At 66.1% G+C, this 17,286-nt stretch carries 18 protein-coding genes; 16 read left to right on the forward strand and 2 right to left on the reverse strand.

Annotated elements, in window-relative coordinates; all coding sequences use genetic code 11:
• Positions 1 to 132: 132 nt before the first annotated feature.
• Positions 133 to 3,246, reverse strand: coding sequence for a ribonuclease E (rne, locus tag L3N39_RS09335; protein ID WP_237257047.1), 3,114 nt, complete (start codon positions 3,244 to 3,246; stop codon positions 133 to 135).
• 544 nt (positions 3,247 to 3,790) lie between these two features.
• Between rne and rluC the strand changes: the two genes are divergently transcribed.
• The 3 genes from rluC to L3N39_RS09350 are packed head-to-tail and all read left to right on the forward strand — an operon-like array spanning position 3,791 to position 6,392.
• Positions 3,791 to 4,744, forward strand: a complete 954-nt coding sequence (gene rluC, locus L3N39_RS09340; protein ID WP_237257048.1) for a 23S rRNA pseudouridine(955/2504/2580) synthase RluC — start codon at positions 3,791 to 3,793, stop codon at positions 4,742 to 4,744.
• Complete coding sequence (locus L3N39_RS09345; RefSeq protein ID WP_237257049.1) at positions 4,737 to 5,402, forward strand: HAD-IA family hydrolase; 666 nt, start codon at positions 4,737 to 4,739, stop codon at positions 5,400 to 5,402. The genes rluC and L3N39_RS09345 overlap by 8 nt, the downstream gene beginning before the upstream one ends.
• 6 nt (positions 5,403 to 5,408) lie before the next feature.
• Positions 5,409 to 6,392, forward strand: coding sequence for a S49 family peptidase (locus tag L3N39_RS09350; protein ID WP_237257050.1), 984 nt, complete (start codon positions 5,409 to 5,411; stop codon positions 6,390 to 6,392).
• A 6-nt stretch (positions 6,393 to 6,398) separates the two neighbouring features.
• Here the strand turns inward: L3N39_RS09350 and L3N39_RS09355 are convergent, their stop codons facing one another.
• The gene (locus L3N39_RS09355) at positions 6,399 to 6,977 is read right to left on the reverse strand and encodes a Maf family protein (protein WP_237257051.1); all 579 of its coding nucleotides are present in this window, start codon (positions 6,975 to 6,977) and stop codon (positions 6,399 to 6,401) included.
• Between the two features lie 119 nt (positions 6,978 to 7,096).
• Here L3N39_RS09355 and L3N39_RS09360 point away from each other — a divergent pair, with 119 nt between their 5' ends.
• The 13 genes from L3N39_RS09360 to L3N39_RS09420 all read left to right on the forward strand — a co-directional run bounded on the left by L3N39_RS09360 (position 7,097) and on the right by L3N39_RS09420 (position 17,214).
• A complete protein-coding gene (locus L3N39_RS09360; RefSeq protein ID WP_237257052.1) occupies positions 7,097 to 7,624 on the forward strand; it encodes a YceD family protein in 528 nt (175 codons plus the stop codon).
• A 13-nt stretch (positions 7,625 to 7,637) separates the two neighbouring features.
• Positions 7,638 to 7,820, forward strand: a complete 183-nt coding sequence (gene rpmF / locus L3N39_RS09365; protein ID WP_041106089.1) for a 50S ribosomal protein L32 — start codon at positions 7,638 to 7,640, stop codon at positions 7,818 to 7,820.
• A gap of 1 nt (position 7,821) precedes the next feature.
• Positions 7,822 to 8,883 (forward strand): phosphate acyltransferase PlsX, encoded by a 1,062-nt coding sequence (gene plsX / locus L3N39_RS09370; RefSeq protein WP_237257053.1) that lies wholly within the window; start codon positions 7,822 to 7,824, stop codon positions 8,881 to 8,883.
• 54 nt (positions 8,884 to 8,937) lie between these two features.
• Entirely contained in the window at positions 8,938 to 9,876 is a 939-nt protein-coding gene (gene fabD, locus L3N39_RS09375) for an ACP S-malonyltransferase (protein ID WP_237257054.1), read from the forward strand.
• A 14-nt stretch (positions 9,877 to 9,890) separates the two neighbouring features.
• Positions 9,891 to 10,634 carry a 3-oxoacyl-ACP reductase FabG gene (gene fabG / locus L3N39_RS09380; protein ID WP_237257055.1) on the forward strand — a complete coding sequence of 248 codons (744 nt, stop codon included), beginning with the start codon at positions 9,891 to 9,893 and terminating at the stop codon, positions 10,632 to 10,634.
• Positions 10,635 to 10,825: 191 nt separating this feature from the next.
• A complete protein-coding gene (gene acpP / locus L3N39_RS09385; protein WP_003283670.1) occupies positions 10,826 to 11,062 on the forward strand; it encodes an acyl carrier protein in 237 nt (78 codons plus the stop codon).
• A gap of 167 nt (positions 11,063 to 11,229) precedes the next feature.
• A complete protein-coding gene (gene fabF / locus L3N39_RS09390; protein WP_237257056.1) occupies positions 11,230 to 12,474 on the forward strand; it encodes a beta-ketoacyl-ACP synthase II in 1,245 nt (414 codons plus the stop codon).
• The gene (pabC, locus tag L3N39_RS09395) at positions 12,471 to 13,295 is read left to right on the forward strand and encodes an aminodeoxychorismate lyase (RefSeq protein ID WP_431978016.1); all 825 of its coding nucleotides are present in this window, start codon (positions 12,471 to 12,473) and stop codon (positions 13,293 to 13,295) included. The genes fabF and pabC overlap by 4 nt, the downstream gene beginning before the upstream one ends.
• Positions 13,292 to 14,359: an endolytic transglycosylase MltG gene (gene mltG / locus L3N39_RS09400; RefSeq protein ID WP_237257057.1), complete on the forward strand. Its 1,068-nt coding sequence runs from the start codon at positions 13,292 to 13,294 to the stop codon at positions 14,357 to 14,359. The genes pabC and mltG overlap by 4 nt, the downstream gene beginning before the upstream one ends.
• Positions 14,356 to 14,988: a dTMP kinase gene (tmk, locus tag L3N39_RS09405; RefSeq protein WP_237257058.1), complete on the forward strand. Its 633-nt coding sequence runs from the start codon at positions 14,356 to 14,358 to the stop codon at positions 14,986 to 14,988. Before mltG ends, tmk begins: the two co-directional genes overlap by 4 nt.
• Entirely contained in the window at positions 14,981 to 15,967 is a 987-nt protein-coding gene (locus tag L3N39_RS09410; RefSeq protein WP_237257059.1) for a DNA polymerase III subunit delta', read from the forward strand. Before tmk ends, L3N39_RS09410 begins: the two co-directional genes overlap by 8 nt.
• A gap of 31 nt (positions 15,968 to 15,998) precedes the next feature.
• The gene (locus L3N39_RS09415; protein ID WP_237257060.1) at positions 15,999 to 16,355 is read left to right on the forward strand and encodes a PilZ domain-containing protein; all 357 of its coding nucleotides are present in this window, start codon (positions 15,999 to 16,001) and stop codon (positions 16,353 to 16,355) included.
• 64 nt (positions 16,356 to 16,419) lie between these two features.
• Positions 16,420 to 17,214: a TatD family hydrolase gene (locus tag L3N39_RS09420; protein WP_237257061.1), complete on the forward strand. Its 795-nt coding sequence runs from the start codon at positions 16,420 to 16,422 to the stop codon at positions 17,212 to 17,214.
• Positions 17,215 to 17,286 lie beyond the last annotated feature (72 nt).

Here is a 17,286-nt window from a genome sequence, read left to right on the forward strand (position 1 = left end):
GGCCGTGGCGGGGAGTAGCGTGCCCAACCCTCTCCCTGATGAGATGTTCGTCGAAACGCTGAAACGAAAAAGCCCCGGCATCGACCGGGGCTTTTTCTGTCCGAAGGGCGCGTCAGCCGCGCCCCGGTTCAATCACCGCTCGGTGCTGGACTTACGCTCGTCCTCGGGCTGCGGTTCAGCTTCCTGCTCGGCTTCGGCCTCGGTTGGGGCCAGGTCCTGACGAGGGGTTTCCTCGACCGGCTGCTCCTCGGCAGGGGCTTCGGCTGCAGCCGGCTCGTCAGCAGCGCCACGCTCCTCGGCCGCGACCGGCGCCTCGGGCTGGACGATCGTCGCCTCGCTCGCTTCGGCCTGCTTGGTTGCAGCGAACTCGGCTGCAACCTCGGCCGGCGGCGTTACGACGATCTCCGGGCTGGCGGCGAGCTCGGGCTCCGGCTGGACGGCTTCGACTACCGGTGCTTCGGCTTGCGCCTTGGCTGCTTCCTGGGCCTGGCGTTCGGCTTCGCGCTGGCGGCGGCGCACTTCGCGTGGATCATTCGGTGCGCGGCCGGTCGCGCGGCTCGGCTGCGCAGTTTCGGCGCTGGGGGCCTCGGCAACGGCCGGCTCGGCAATGGCAGGCTCGCTCGGAGCCGGAGCCGGAGCCGGAGCCGGCTCGGCGGCCACTTCGGCAGCCGCTTCGGCTTCAGGGGCAACTTCCTCGGCGAGCGGTTGCGGCTCGGCCTGCGGTGCCGGTTCGGCGCCCAGGCTCACGGCTTCGGCCATGACTTGTGCTTGCTCGATCTCCGGGCTGTCGGTCGGGGCTGCCGCTTCGGTGTCCGCGGTGTTGGCCGCCAACGCCGCAGCGGTCGCCGCGACTGCAATTTCCTCGCTCTTCACCGGGGCGTTGCTTTCGTCGACGTCGTCGATCTCGTTGCCGTTGGCGTCGCGCTGGCGCTCGCGCCGGTTGCTGCGGCGACGCTGTCCACGGGAGCGGCGACGCGGGCGCTCGCCCTCGCTGCCTTCCTGGGCTTCGTCAGCGGCTTCTTCCGGCTCGTTCTGCAGCAGCACTTCTTCTTCGCTCGCAGCCGCTACCGGCTCGTTTCGCGGGCGGCGCTCTTCACGCGGCTGGCGCGGCTTGCGCTCGCCGATTTCCTCGCTGGCAGGCGTGGTTGCCTCCTCGAGCGGGGCGCGCAGTTCGCGCTTGCGTTCTTCGCGCGGCTGGCGCTCTTCACGCGGCGTGCGCTCGCGACGGGGTTGCTGGCCATCGCTACCTTCGACCTGCTCGCGGGGCTTGCGCTCCTCGCGCGGCGGGCGCGGCTGGCGCTCTTCACGGTTCGGGCGCTCCTCGCGCGGCTGGCGCTCTTCACGAGGCTGGCGCTCTTCGCGGGCCTGGCGTTCCTCGCGCGGCTTGCGCTCGTCGTCGCGTCCACGGGTGTCGCGGCGGCGATTCTGCTGGCGACCGGAGCGGCGTTCGTCGTTGCGCGGCTGGCGGCTGGTTGCCGGCTTCTGCTCGGCTGCAGCGGCCGGCTGGGCCTCCGGTTTGCCGGCGAACAGGCCCACCAGGGACTTGATCAGTCCCTTGAACAGGCTCGGCTCGGGCGCCGGAGCGGCTGCCGGTGCCGATGCCGGTGCGGCAGGCGCCGCCTCCTCGGTTGCGGTCGGAGCAGGCGCGGTGCGCTGCGGGGCGGTCTTGACCGCGGCTTCCTGGCGTACCAGGGTGCGCGTCGAGCTGATCGGCTGGACCTCCTCGGCGACGCTCTGGCTCATTTCATAGCTGGCCTTGCCGGCGGTGATGTCCGGGCTGTCGTCACGCAGGCGCTGCACCTCGAAGTGCGGCGTTTCCAGATGGTCGTCCGGCAGGATGAAGATGCGCGCGCGGGTGCGCAGCTCGATCTTGGTAATGGCGTTGCGCTTTTCGTTGAGCAGGAAGGCGGCAACCTGGAACGGCACGCGGGCACGAACTTCGGCGGTGCGGTCCTTCAGCGCCTCTTCCTCGATCAGGCGCAGGATTGCCAGCGAGAGGGATTCGACGTCGCGGATGATGCCCTGGCCGTTGCAGCGCGGGCAGACGATGCCGCTGGTCTCGCCGAGCGAAGGGCGCAGGCGCTGACGCGACATCTCCAGCAAGCCGAAGCGGGAGATGCGGCCGACCTGGATGCGTGCGCGGTCGGCTTCGAGGGCCTCGCGGACCTTCTCCTCGACGGCGCGCTGGTTCTTCGCCGGGGTCATGTCGATGAAGTCGATGACGATCAGGCCACCGATGTCGCGCAGGCGCAGCTGGCGGGCGATTTCCTCGGCTGCCTCCAGGTTGGTCTGCAGTGCGGTTTCCTCGATGTCGCCACCCTTGGTTGCGCGGGCCGAGTTGATGTCGATGGACACCAGAGCCTCGGTCGGGTCGATGACGATGGAGCCACCGGAGGGCAGCTTCACTTCGCGCTGGAAGGCGGTCTCGATCTGGCTTTCGATCTGGAAGCGATTGAACAGCGGCACGCTGTCTTCGTACAGCTTGATCTTGCTCGCATACTGCGGCATGACCTGCTGGATGAAGGAGAGGGCCTCGTTCTGTGCTTCGACGCTATCGATCAGCACCTCGCCGATGTCCTGGCGCAGGTAGTCGCGGATGGCGCGGATGATGACGTTGGATTCCTGGTAGATCAGGAAGGGCGCGGCGCGGTCCTGGGACGCTTCCTTGATGGCGCTCCACAGTTGCAGCAGGTAGTCGAGGTCCCACTGCAGTTCTTCGCTGGAGCGACCGAGGCCGGCGGTGCGGACGATCAGGCCCATGTCGGCCGGAACGTTCAGGCCGTTGAGGGCCTCGCGCAGTTCGTTGCGCTCCTCACCCTCGATGCGGCGGGAGATGCCGCCAGCGCGCGGGTTGTTCGGCATCAGCACCAGGTAACGACCGGCGAGGCTGATGAAGGTGGTCAGTGCTGCGCCCTTGTTGCCGCGCTCCTCCTTCTCGACCTGGACGATGACTTCCTGGCCTTCCTTGAGCACGTCCTTGATATTGACGCGACCGCCTTCCGGCGCCTTGACGAAGTATTCGCGGGAGATTTCCTTGAGCGGCAGAAAGCCGTGGCGCTCGGCGCCGAAGTCGACGAAGGCCGCTTCCAGGCTGGGCTCCACGCGGGTGATGCGACCCTTGTAGATGTTGGCCTTTTTCTGCTCGCGCGCGCCGGACTCGATATCGAGATCGAACAGGCGCTGGCCGTCGACCAGTGCGACACGCAACTCTTCGGGCTGAGTTGCGTTAATTAGCATTCTTTTCATGTTGTACCGTCGGTTTCCGTGACGTCCGGAAACCACGTTCGGCACACACGACTCTCGCGGTCGGTGTCAGGTGCGTCAGGAATGGTTGTAAGGCACTCCAGTGTCTAGCGATGTGAGGCCCGAAAGGGCCGGCGTCGCGACGACGTCTCCTGCTTGCTGTCTGAACAGAAGCAATGCGGGGAGGAGGAATCGGCTGCCGTAGCGGACGGAACGAAGCGTCTGTGAAGCCTTTGCTACGCCATCGGCGGCTGTGCATCTCCACCCAACACGCATACTTTGAAAATCGGGTGCCGCTCGCAGAATCCAGAGCGGTTGTCGATTCGCGATTCCCCGTCGGGGGCACGCGTCAATGTCTTCAAGGCTTGTTTCGACCTCTGCCTGCAACCAGGGAGCGATCGTCGGACGGCCTCACGTCCTCGAACTTTTCTCAGCAGGTCGGGATGGCGTATCGCATATATCCCGAACTGGCCACTTTTGGCGGCGTTCGCGACTATAACAGCAATGTCGGAGTGCTTCAAATAGACGAAATTGGTATCATGCCGCGATGACCAATACCCCATCCCAGACCTCCGGCGTTCAGCTGCTCGAGGTGTCGCCGGAACTTGCCGGCCAGCGTATCGACAACTTCCTTCGTGCCCAGCTTCGTGGCGTGCCCAAGACGCTGATCTATCGCATCCTGCGCAAGGGCGAAGTGCGCGTGAACAAGGGGCGCATCAAGCCGGAGTACAAGCTCCAGGCCGGTGATGTCGTCCGGGTTCCGCCGCTTCGCCTTGCCGAGCGCGACGAGCCCGAGCCGCTGGCCCAGGGTCTGCTGGCGCGCCTGGAGGCGAGCATCGTCTACGAAGACAAGGCCCTGATCGTGATCAATAAGCCGGCTGGCATCGCCGTGCACGGCGGTAGCGGGCTCAGCTATGGCGTGATCGAGGCGCTGCGGCAATTGCGCCCGGAGGCCAAGGAACTCGAGCTTGTCCATCGGCTGGACCGGGACACCTCCGGCCTGCTGATGATCGCCAAGAAGCGCAGCATGCTGCGTCATCTGCACCAGGCCCTGCGTGGCGATGGCGTCGACAAGCGCTACCTGGCGCTGGTGCGGGGGCGCTGGGAAGCCTCGAAGAAGCAGGTCAGCGCTGCGTTGCAGAAGAACACGCTGCGCTCGGGCGAGCGCATGGTCGAGGTGTCGGAAGAGGGCAAGGAGGCGCTGACGTTGTTCCGCGTGCTGCGCCGCTTCGGCGATTTCGCGACCTTGGTGGAGGCCAAGCCGGTGACCGGGCGTACCCATCAGATCCGGGTACATGCGCGGCATGCCGGGCACGGTATAGCCGGAGACAGCAAGTACGGTGACGAGGAATTCTCGCGCGTCGTTCGCGAGCTTGGCGGCAAGCGGCTGTTCCTGCATGCCTATGCGCTTCGCGTGCCGCTTCCCGAGGGCGGCGAGCTGGCGCTCGAGGCGCCGGTGGACGAGATGTGGGCCCGAACCCTGGAGCGCCTGGGTGAGTAAGCGTTATCCGGTACTGATCTTCGACTGGGATGGGACGCTGGTCGACTCGATCGGCAGGATCGTTGCCTCGATGCATGTCGCTGCCGGCGCCTGTGGCCTCGAGCGCCAGTCGGACGATGCGGTGCGCGGCATCATCGGCTTGTCGCTGGGCGAGGCGTTCCAGGTGCTGCATCCGGAGGCGGGTGATGATGCCGCGCTGCAGGAGCGCTTCCGCGAGCGCTACAGCGATCATTACCTGGCGCTCGAGGCCGAGCCTTCGGCGCTCTATCCGGGAGTTGCCGAGACGCTGCTCCGGTTGCGCGAGCGTGGCTACCTGCTTGCCGTCGCCACTGGCAAGGGGCGGCGCGGACTCGATCGCGTTCTGGCAGGGCAGCGCTGGCAGGATTTCTTCGATGTGACGCGCTGTGCGGACGAAACGGCCGGCAAGCCCGATCCTCTCATGGTCAACGAGATCCTCGCGTTCACCGGGCGGCAGCCTGGGCAGGCCCTGATGGTCGGGGATTCGGTGTTTGATATGCAGATGGCGCAGCGGGCCGGCGTGGATGGCGTGGCCGTGAGCTACGGTGCCCAGGCTGCGGATGTGCTGCAGGCGTGGCGCCCGCGTTTGGTCATAGATGAGTTTTCCGAGCTGGACGACTGGCTGGCTCGACAGGAGTAGAAAGGCATGGCTGACGAATGGAAGGCTCCTTCGGAGGGTGACAAGGAGGAGCGCAATAGCTGGAAACTGCTGGAAAAGACCCTGCTGGCCGGGGTGCAGGAGCAGCGCCGTGCCCGACGCTGGGGTATTTTCTTCAAGCTGCTGACCTTCGCCTACCTGTTCGGCGCCTTGCTGGTGTTCTCGCCGCTCATGCAGTTCGGTGAGAACAAGGCGCGCAGCTCGAGCCATACGGCCGTCATCGATGTGCGCGGCACCATTGCCGACCAGGAGTCCGCCAGTGCGGACAACGTGGTCGGGGCGCTGCGCGCGGCATTCAAGGATCCGAACACCAAGGGCGTGATCCTGCGCATCAACAGTCCGGGTGGCAGTCCCGTGCAGTCGGGTTATATCTATGACGAAATCCGCCGCCTGCGTGGCGAGTATCCGCAGATCAGGCTCTATGCGGTGATTTCCGATCTGGGGGCGTCCGGTGCCTACTACATCGCCAGTGCGGCGGACGAAATCTACGCCGACAAATCGAGCCTGGTCGGCTCCATTGGCGTGACGGCGGCCACCTTCGGCTTTGTCGATGCGATGCAGCGGCTCGGGGTCGAGCGGCGCGTCTATACCTCGGGCGAGCACAAGGCCTTCCTCGATCCGTTCCAGCCGCAGAAGCGCGAAGAGACGGAGTTCTGGCAGGGCGTGCTGGCCACCACCCATCGTCAGTTCATCGATAGCGTCAAGAAGGGGCGTGGTGATCGACTGCACGACGGCGAGCATCCGGAGCTGTTTTCCGGTCTTGTCTGGTCTGGCGAGCAGGCGCTCGAGTTGGGCCTGATCGATGGTCTGGGCAGTACGTCCTACGTTGCGCGCGAGGTGGTCGGCGAGCCCGAGCTGGCCGACTTCACGGTGAAGGAGTCCCCGCTGGATCGCTTCAGCAAGAAGCTGGGGGCGGGGGTGGCGGAAAGGCTGGCGATGCTGACCGGGCTTTCTGCGCCAGCCCTGCGCTGAGCTCTCTCAGGGGAGTTCGATGCCTGCTGCGATGAGCATGTCCGTCAGGCGGATCAGTGGCAGTCCGATCAGGCTGGTGGCATCGCTGCCCTCGGTCGCGCGGAATAGCGTGACGCCCAGGCCTTCGGCCTTGAAGCTGCCGGCGCAGTCGTAGGGTTTGTCGCGCTGCAGGTAGCGTTCGATCTGTTGTGTGCTCAGCTCGCGGAAGTGGACGATAAAGGGGATGCAATCGACCTGCAGTTGTCCGCTGGCGCTGTCGAGCAGGGCAAGGCCGGTCAGGAAGCGGACCGAGCGGCCGCTGGCGGCAAGCAGTTGCCGAGTGGCCTGTTGGTGGCTGCCGGGCTTGCCGAGCACGGTATCGCCGAGAGTGGCGACCTGGTCGGAGCCGATGATGAGGCGGTTCGGATGAAGGTGCGCGAGTGCGCAAGCCTTCTCCGCTGCCAGTCGGCGGACAAGTCGTTCGGCCGGCTCGTCCGGTTGCCGGGTTTCGTCAATATCCGGTGAGCTGCATTCGAAAGGCAGGCCCAGTCGTTCCAGTAGTTCGCGGCGGTAGGGCGAGCTCGAGGCGAGAAGCAGGGGGTGCATGGTGGCTCCGGCAGTTTTTCTTCCTTATATAGGACTCTCGCCGCTGCTGCATGCCTCTCGGTCGGCGCGGTTGGAATTCCTTTGACAGTCGCAAGGCGCGACCCTAGAATGCCGCGCTTATGTTGAAAGGACCGATACCTCCGTACGTTGACCCGCGCAAGCTGGCCGATCGAGACGTTGTTCTCGAGGGCGACTTGAAGCTGCAGCAGCTGAAGCGGCTCACCGATGCGCTGGAGGATGACCAAGGCCTCGTTCATGCCCGTTTTTCCTTCGGGCGTGATGAGCAGCGTGCCCTGGTTATTCGCAGCGAGCTGGACGTTGAGGTCAAGATGATATGCCAGCGTTGTCTGGGGGCGGTTGTGCTGCCTGTACACAGCGAATGCAGCTACGCAGTCGTGAACGAAGGCGCGAGCAGTGACCATCTTCCCCGGGAATATGACGTACTGGAAGTGGGAGAGGATCCGTTGGATCTTCAGGCGTTGATCGAGGACGAGCTCTTGCTTGCTCTGCCGATTGTTCCACTCCATGACCCTGAAATTTGCCAGCCGCCGGCTGGGCTCGAAGAGCCCGAGTCGAGTGAGGACGAGGTGACGCGGTCCAACCCGTTCAGCGTTCTGGCGCAGTTAAAGCGTGACCCAAACGTTTAGGAGTTGATCCAAAATGGCTGTTCAGCAGAACAAAAAATCCCGTTCCGCCCGTGACATGCGCCGTTCCCACGACGCGCTCGAGGCGAACGCCCTGTCCGTGGAAAAGAGCACCGGTGAAGTTCACCTGCGCCACCACGTCTCCCCGGACGGTTTCTACCGTGGTCGCAAGGTGATCGACAAGGGCGCTGACGAGTAACTTGTCCGCTCCGGTCATCGCGATCGACGCAATGGGCGGGGACTTCGGTCCCCGTTGCATTGTTCCAGCCAGCCTTGCCTGTCTGGCTGAAGACCCCTCGTTGCATCTGGCTCTCGTCGGCCAACTCTCCGTCATAGAAGAACTCATCGCTCGCTCCCCACGGGTCGATCGTGCGCGCCTGCGTCTCGTCGAAGCCGACGAGGTAATCGGCATGGACGAGCGGCCAGCCCAGGCGCTGCGTGGCAAGCCGCGTTCGTCCATGCGCGTGGCGCTCGAGCTGCTGCGCGATGGCCAGGCGGATGCGTTCGTCAGCGCCGGCAACACCGGAGCGCTGATGGCGCTCGCCCGACAGGTGCTCAAGACCCTGCCCGGGATCGATCGCCCGGCGATGGCGACCTCGCTGCCAACCCTGCGCGGCTCCTGCCTGCTGCTGGACCTGGGGGCCAATGTCGACAGCGAGCCCGAGCAGCTCTACCAGTTCGCCATCATGGGTGCCGCCGCGGCGCAGTCGCTGGGGATCGCCGATCCGCGCGTCGCGCTGCTCAATGTCGGTGTCGAGGACGTCAAGGGCAACCAGCAGGTGAAAGCCGCTGCCCTGTTGCTGCAGCAGGCGCCCGGCCTGAACTACCAGGGCTTCATCGAGGGCGATGGCCTCTACCGGGGCGAGACTGATGTGGCCGTGTGCGACGGATTCGTCGGCAACCTGGTGCTGAAGTCCAGCGAGGGGCTGGCTGAAATGGTCATGGCCCGTGTGCAGGCGTTGTTCACCTCCTCCTGGCGCGGCCGCCTGGTCGGTGCCCTGGCGCTGCCGCTGCTGCGCCGATTGCGGGATGACTTCCGGCCGGCGCGCTACAACGGCGCCAGCTTCCTCGGCTTGCAGGGCATCGTCGTGAAAAGCCATGGCGCGGCTGGCGAGGAGGGCTTCAAGGCTGCGATCCGCAGGGCTGCCCTTGATATCGAGCATGACCTGCCGGGTCTGCTGCGCGGACATCTCGATCCGCTGCTGGGTGCGCCTCGGCCGGGGGTGGATGTGACCGCTCCCGGTGGGCCACCATCCAACTGAAATCGCTGTGTCTGCCAGCAGGCGCATTCATTCAGAACCACAAGAGAGTCGCACATGTCTGCATCACTCGCTTTCGTCTTCCCCGGGCAGGGCTCCCAGTCTCTGGGCATGCTGTCGGAACTCGGCAGCCAGCAAGCCGTTGTCCGCGATACCTTCGCCGAAGCCTCCGCGGCGCTCGGCTACGATCTCTGGGCGCTGACGCAACAGGGTCCGGAAGAGCAGCTCAACCAGACCGACAAGACCCAGCCCGCCATCCTGACGGCTTCGGTCGCCCTGTGGCGCCTGTGGCTGGCCGAAGGTGGGGCGCGTCCGGCATTCGTCGCCGGGCACAGCCTCGGCGAGTACTCGGCGCTGGTCGCCGCCGGCAGCCTGTCCTTCGTCGATGCGGTCAAGCTCGTCGAGCTTCGCGGGCAGCTGATGCAGCAGGCGGTACCGGCCGGGCAGGGCGGCATGGCGGCGATCCTCGGCCTGGAAGATGCCGATGTGCTGGCTGCCTGTGCCGAGGCTGCGCAGGGCGAGGTGGTCAGCGCGGTGAACTTCAATGCGCCGGGCCAGGTGGTGATCGCCGGTAGCGCGGCCGCCGTGGAGCGGGCGATCGATGCGTGCAAGGCGCGCGGCGCGAAGCGGGCCATGGCGCTGCCGGTCAGCGTGCCGTCGCATTGCGCGCTGATGCGCCCTGCTGCCGAGCGCTTTGCCGAGTCGGTGGCCGCCGTCGCCTGGCAGGCGCCGCAGATTCCGCTGGTACAGAACGTCAGTGCCGCGGTCGTCGCCGACCTGGATACACTCAAGACCGATCTGCTGGCGCAGCTCTACAGCCCGGTTCGCTGGGTCGAGTCGATGGTCGCCCTCGGTGAACGCGGGGTGACCGATGTCGTCGAGTGCGGGCCGGGCAAGGTGCTTTCCGGTCTCAACAAGCGCTGCGTCAAGGGCCTCAACACCTACAATCTGGATACCCCCGAATCTTTCGCTGCGGCCCGTCAGGCGCTGGCGTGAACAAGGAGAACACAATGAGTCTGCAAGGCAAGGTCGCGCTGGTCACCGGTGCAACGCGTGGGATCGGCCAGGCCATCGCGCTGGAGCTGGGTCGCCAGGGTGCGATCGTCATCGGCACCGCCACCTCTCCTGCCGGTGCCGAGCGCATCGCCGAGACCCTCAAGAACAACGGCATCGAAGGTGCCGGGCTGGTGCTCGACGTCGGCAACGACGAGTCGGTGCGCACCACGCTGGAGCACATCCAGCAGCACCTCGGCCAGCCGGCCATCCTGGTCAACAATGCCGGTATCACTCGCGACAACCTGATGCTGCGCATGAAGGACGACGAGTGGCACGACGTCATCAATACCAACCTCAACAGCCTGTACCGCCTGACCAAGGCGGTCCTCAAGGGCATGACCAAGGCGCGCTGGGGGCGGATCATCAATATCGGTTCGGTGGTTGGTGCCATGGGCAACGCCGGCCAGGTAAACTACGCCGCCGCCAAGGCAGGGCTCGAAGGATTCGGCCGGGCGCTGGCACGTGAGGTCGGTTCGCGTGGCATCACCGTGAACTCGGTGGCGCCGGGCTTCATCGACACCGACATGACTCGCGAGCTTCCCGAAGCGCAGCGCGATGCACTGCTCGGCCAGATTCCGCTGGGACGCCTCGGCCAGGCCGAGGAAATCGCCAAGGTCGTGGCCTTCCTGGCTTCGGACGGCGCGGCGTACGTGACCGGCGCGACCGTGCCGGTCAACGGCGGGATGTACATGAGCTGAGTGTGACGCCGCGCCTGGGGCGACAGTCATAGGGCTGTCTTTGTTTCGCCCGCCAGCGTGGCAAAGAGATGGACAGATGGCTGGAGGTGGGTCCATGCTTGCCTGCTTCCAGCTTGAAAAGCGGAAAACGCTTTCTATACACTACCGAGCAGACCAGCTGCCTGATTTTTCCATAGGAGTGAAAACAAGGTATGAGCACCATCGAAGAACGCGTCAAGAAAATCGTTGCCGAGCAACTTGGCGTTAAAGAAGAGGAAGTCACCAACAGCGCTTCCTTCGTCGAAGACCTGGGTGCCGATTCTCTTGACACCGTCGAGCTGGTAATGGCTCTGGAAGAGGAATTCGAGACCGAAATTCCGGACGAGCAAGCAGAAAAGATCACTACCGTTCAAGAAGCCATCGATTACATCAACGCCCACGCGCAGTAAGTTGTAATCCCGCTTCGAGCGAAGGAAAGCCGCACTGCCTTGTACGAGGTAGTGCGGCTTTTCTTTGATGAGCTATCCAAGACAGGCTGCCCGAACGGGCCGGGATAGCGGCCATGGGGACGCGCTCGCCATGGCTCCTAGTAACGCAAGGTATAGGAGAGTTTGCTGTGTCGCGTAGACGCGTCGTGGTTACCGGTATGGGCATGGTTTCGCCGCTGGGTAACGATGTGCCGAGCAGCTGGCAGGGCATTCTGGCCGGTCGCAGCGGTATCGGCCTGATCGAGCATACGGATCTGTCCGCCTATTCGACCCGTTTCGGCGGCTCGATCAAGGGGTTCGAGGTGGAGCAGTACCTGCCCGCCAAGGAGGCGCGCAAGCTCGACCTGTTCATCCAGTACGGCCTGGCGGCGAGCTTCCAGGCGGTGCGTGATTCCGGGCTGGAGATCACCGATGCCAATCGTGAGCGCATCGGTGTGGCCATGGGCTCTGGCATCGGTGGCCTGACCAACATCGAGAACAGTTGCCGGGCCCTCATCGACCAGGGGCCGCGGCGTATCTCGCCGTTCTTCGTCCCCGGCTCGATCATCAACATGATCTCCGGCTTCCTGTCCATTCACCTGGGCCTGCAGGGGCCGAACTACGCCATTGCCACGGCCTGTACCACCGGCACCCACTGCATCGGCATGGCTGCGCGCAACATCGCCTATGGCGAGGCCGACGTGATGGTCGCCGGCGGTTCGGAGATGGCAGCCTGCGGCCTGGGCATCGGCGGCTTCGCGGCGGCGCGCGCGCTCTCGACGCGCAACGACGACCCGACTGCCGCCAGCCGGCCCTGGGATCGTGATCGCGATGGCTTCGTGCTCTCCGACGGCGCCGGCGCGCTGGTTCTCGAGGAGCTGGAGTACGCCAAGGCGCGCGGCGCGACCATCTATGCCGAGGTCATCGGTTTCGGCATGAGCGCCGACGCCTTCCACATGACCTCGCCGCCGGACGATGGCGCCGGTGCGGCGCGCTGCATGAAGAGCGCGCTGAAGGACGCCGGCATCAATGCCGACCAGGTGCAGTACATCAACGCCCACGGGACCTCGACGCCGGCCGGCGACATGGCCGAGGCGGCGGCGATCCGCAATGTCTTCGGCGAGCATGCCTATCGCCTGTCGGTCAGTTCGACCAAGTCGATGGTCGGACACCTGCTCGGTGCCGCCGGCGCGGTCGAGGCGATCTTCAGCATCCTAGCGATCCGCGACCAGGTGGCGCCGCCGACGATCAACCTGGACAACCCGGACGAAGGCTGCGACCTGGACTTCGTGCCGCATCAGGCCAAGCCGCTGCCGATCGAGGTGGCCGTGTCCAACTCGTTCGGCTTCGGCGGCACCAACGGTTCGCTGGTGTTCCGCCGGTTCGGCGAGTGAACCTGTGCCGGGTGAACGGGCAGCCCGTCGAGGTGCTGTCCGTTCAGGATAGAGGCCTGGCCTATGGCGACGGCCTGTTCGAGACCATCCGGATCGCGGCCGGTCAGCCGCAACTCTTCGAACGCCACCTGCAGCGGCTTGGCCAGGGCTGCAGCCGGCTGCGCATTCCCTGCGACCTGGATGCCCTTGCCGGCGAGGTCCGCCAGTTCGCTGCCGAGCTCGGCACCGGCGTTGCCAAGCTGATCGTCACCCGGGGCGCTGGTCAGCGTGGCTATGCACCCAGCGCGACGGCCGCGCCGACCCGGATCCTGCTGGGTTCGGCGGCGCCGGACTACCCGGCCAGCCATGCCCGCGACGGCATCCAGCTGTTTCCCTGCGCCACCCGGCTGGCCGAACAGCCGCTGTTGGCCGGACTGAAGCATCTGAACCGCCTGGAACAGGTCTTGGCCCGGGCCGAATGGAGCGATCCGGCGTTCGCCGAAGGGCTGATGCGCGACCATGGCGGTCGGGTGGTCGAGGGGGTCTTCAGCAATCTGTTCCTGGTTCGCGGCGGCCGCCTGCTCACCGCCGAGCTGTCACGCTGCGGGGTCGCCGGGGTGATGCGCGCGCAGATCATCGAATCCGTGGCACCGGCGCTCGGCCTGCCGGTCGAGGTCCGCGACATCGACTACCAGGAGCTGCTGGTGACCGAGGAAGTCTTCACCTGCAACAGCCTCTACGGCATCTGGCCGGTCCGTGCGCTTGCCGGGCATCACTGGCCGGTCGGGCCGGTGACCCGTAAACTGCAGGCCGTTCTCGCCGAACCATCGAGTGATCCGTGATACGCAAGATTTCCCTCGCCCTGCTGGGCCTGGCACTGCTGGGCTGCCTCGTGCTGGGTTTCGCCCTGTGGAAGCAGCATGCTGCGCTTGGCCAGCCGCTGGCGCTCGATGCGCCCCGGCTGCTCGAGGTCGAGCCGGGCGATACCCCGAGCGGCCTGTTCCTGCGCCTGCAGAACGAAGCGCTGCTCGAGGATGCCTTCTGGCTGCGCCTGTACTGGCGGCTCAATCTCTCACGCCAGACGCTGCACAGCGGTGAGTACCAGCTGACGCCGGGCATGACCGTGCGCGAGCTGATCGAGCTCTGGCGCCGCGGCGAAGTGGTGCAGTACAGCTTCACCCTGGTCGAGGGCTGGAACTTCCGCCAACTGCGCGCGGCGCTGCGTGGGCAGCCGAAGCTGGAGCAGGCGCTGGACGGTGTTCCGGACGCCGAACTGATGGTCCGGCTCGGCAAGCCCGAGCGCCATCCCGAGGGGCAGTTCTTTCCCGATACCTACCACTACACCCGCGGCACCAGCGACCTGGACCTGCTCAAGCGCGCATCGGCTCGCCTGGATGGCGTCCTTCAGGAGGAATGGGACAGGCGTGCCGAAGGCCTGCCGTACCAGGACGCCTACCAGGCGCTGGTGATGGCGTCGATCATCGAGAAGGAGACCGGTGTCCCGCACGAGCGAGGCGAGATCGCCGGCGTGTTCGTGCGTCGCCTGGAGCGCGGCATGCTGCTGCAGACCGATCCGACGGTGATCTACGGCATGGGCGAGCGCTATCGCGGGCGCATCACCCGCAACGACCTGCGTACGCCGACGCCGTACAACACCTACACCACCGCCGGCCTGCCGCCCACGCCCATCGCGATGGTCGGCCGCGAAGCCATCCATGCTGCGCTCAACCCCGTGCCTGGCAAGAGCCTGTACTTCGTGGCCCGCGGCGACGGCAGCCATGTCTTCAGCGAGACGCTGGAAGCGCACAACCGCGCCGTGCGGCAGTACCAGCTGAAGCGTCGGGCCGACTACCGTTCCAGCCCGGCACCGAAACCGGCGCCGGCGGCCAGCGAGGAAACCCAGTGAGCGGTCTTTTCATTACCCTCGAAGGCCCCGAAGGGGCCGGCAAGAGCACCAATCGAGACTACCTGGCCGAACTGCTGCGCGGGGCCGGCGTCGAGGTGGTGCTGACCCGTGAACCCGGCGGTACGCCGCTGGCCGAGCGTATTCGCGAGCTGCTGCTGACTCCGGCCGAGGAAGTCATGGCCAGCGATACCGAGTTGCTGCTGGTGTTCGCCGCTCGGGCGCAGCACCTGCAGGCGGTCATCCGCCCGGCGCTGGCGCGCGGCGCGGTGGTGCTCTGCGATCGCTTCACCGATGCCACCTATGCCTACCAGGGTGGCGGCCGCGGCCTGCCGAACGAGCGCATCGCGCTGCTCGAGACCTTCGTCCAGGGGGCGTTGCGCCCGGACCTGGTCCTGGTGTTCGACCTGCCGGTAGCGGTCGGGCTGGCCCGCGCGGCGGCACGCGGCCGGCTGGATCGCTTCGAGCAGGAAGACCTGGCGTTCTTCGAGGCGGTGCGCCACGCCTACCTGCAGCGGGCCGAACAGGCACCGGAGCGTTATCGCGTGCTGGACGCGGCGCAGCCACTCGAGCAGGTCCAGCGGGACATCGCTGCGCTGCTGCCACAACTGCTGGAGCGCACCCATGGCTGACGCGCTGCCCTGGCAGCAGCAAGTCTGGCGACAGCTGGCCGGGCGCAGCCAGCATGCCCATGCCTACCTGCTGCACGGGCCGGCGGGGATCGGCAAGCGGCTGTTCGCCGAACGCCTGATGGCGCTGCTGCTGTGCCAGGCACCGACCGGAATGCAGGCCTGCGGCCAGTGCAAGAGCTGCCACCTGCTTGCCGCCCAGACCCACCCGGACCACTTCGTGCTCGAGCCGGAGGAGGCGGACAAGGCCATCCGGGTCGATCAGGTGCGCGAACTGGTCGGCTTCGTGACCCAGACCGCACAGCTCGGCGGGCGCAAGGTGGTGCTGCTCGAGCCGGCCGAGGCGATGAACCTGAACGCCGCCAACGCCCTGCTCAAGAGCCTGGAAGAGCCTTCCGGCGATACCGTGCTGCTGCTGATCAGCCACCAGCCAAGCCGCCTGCTGCCGACCATCAAGAGCCGCTGCGTGCAGCAGGCCTGCCCGTTGCCGAGCCTTGCGCAGAGCCTCGAGTGGCTGGCGGCGCGTCTTCCGCAAATACCGGAGGAGGCGCGGCGCGAGCTGCTCGCCTTGGCCGGCAACTCGCCACTGCGCGCCGCGCACCTACACGAACAAGGCGCGCTCGAGCAGCGTGCCCAGGTGGTCGAAGGGGTGAAGAAGCTGCTCAAGCAGCAGGCAGGGCCGAGCCAGCTGGCCGAAAGCTGGAACGCCGTGCCGCTGCCGCTGCTGTTCGACTGGTTCTGCGAGTGGGCGCTGCTGTTGCTGCGCTACCAGATGACCGGTGATGAAGAAGCGCTGGGCGCGGCCGATATGCAGAAGGTACTGCCGTACCTGGCCGGCAAGGCATCGCGCGGCGCGGTGCTGGATATCCAGGCCTGGCTGCTGGAACAGCGCCAGAAAGTGCTGGGCAAGGCTAACCTCAATCGTGTCTTGCTTCTCGAAGCGCTGCTGGTGCGGTGGGCAAGTCTGCCAGGCAGCAGATAGAATCGACCGTCTACGTAGCAAGGAATACCGCATGAGCCTCCCTGCGAATCTCGGCCCGCGAAATGGAATCCTCTCGCTGACGATCAAGGACAAGTCGGTGCTGTACGCCGCCTACATGCCCTTCATCAAGCACGGCGGCCTGTTCATTCCGACCAACAAGAGCTACAAGCTCGGCGACGAGGTCTTCATGCTGCTCAACCTGATGGACGAGCCGGAGAAGATCCCGGTGGCTGGCAAGGTGGTGTGGATCACGCCCAAGGGCGCGCAGGGCAATCGGGCTGCCGGCATCGGCGTGCAGTTCAACGATGGCGATGCGACGGCGCGCAACAAGATCGAGACCTACCTGGCCGGCGCGCTGAAATCCGACCGTCCGACCCACACCATGTAAACCCCCCGCGGCGGGCCCGGCCTGCCGTACAATCGCCGCTTTTGACGTACAAAGCGGTCTGTCCATGCTCGTAGATTCCCACTGCCACCTCGACCGGCTCGACCTGGCCCAGCACGACGGCTCCCTGGATGCCGCGCTGCACGCGGCCCGCGCCTGCGGGGTTGGCCATTTCCTCTGCATCGGCGTCAGCGCCGAGAATGCCGCGGCGGTCAAGGCGATCGCCGAGCGCTATGCCGATGTCGATTGCTCCGTCGGCATCCACCCGCTGGACCTGCAACCCGGCGAGCAGCTGGCCCTGGACTGGCTGCTCGCCGAGCTCGAACACCCGCGCGTGGTGGCCATCGGCGAGACCGGCCTGGACTACCACTACGAGCCGCAGGCGGCAGCGCTGCAGCAGGCCTCCTTCGGCCTGCATCTCGAGGCGGCGCGGCAGACCGGCAAACCGGTGATCGTGCATACCCGCGAGGCGCGTGCCGACACCCTGGCGCTGCTGCGCGAGGCGGCGCTGCCCCAGGCCGGCGTGCTGCATTGCTTCACCGAGGACTGGGACATGGCGCGTGCGGCGCTGGACCTGGGCTTCTACATCTCGCTGTCGGGCATCGTCACCTTCCGCAATGCCGAGGCGCTGCGCGACGTGGCGCGCCGGGTACCGGCCGACCGCCTGCTGGTCGAGACCGACTCGCCGTACCTCGCGCCGGTACCGCACCGTGGCAAGGCCAACCTGCCGCAGTACGTCGCCGAGGTCGCGCGCTTTCTCGCCGAGCTGCGCGGCGAGGACTTCGAGGCCTTCGCCAGGCAGACCACCGCCAACTTCAAGCGCCTGTTTCCCCTGGCCCGCGTGGCGGAGCAGCCGAGCTAGCTGTGATCTCTCAGTAGGTTGTTCATCCGGGGCATACCCGGAATTCTGGAAGTGCGACCAACCATGCCTTCC

The organism is Pseudomonas oligotrophica, assembly GCF_021726475.1.
GTDB lineage: Bacteria > Pseudomonadota > Gammaproteobacteria > Pseudomonadales > Pseudomonadaceae > Stutzerimonas > Stutzerimonas oligotrophica.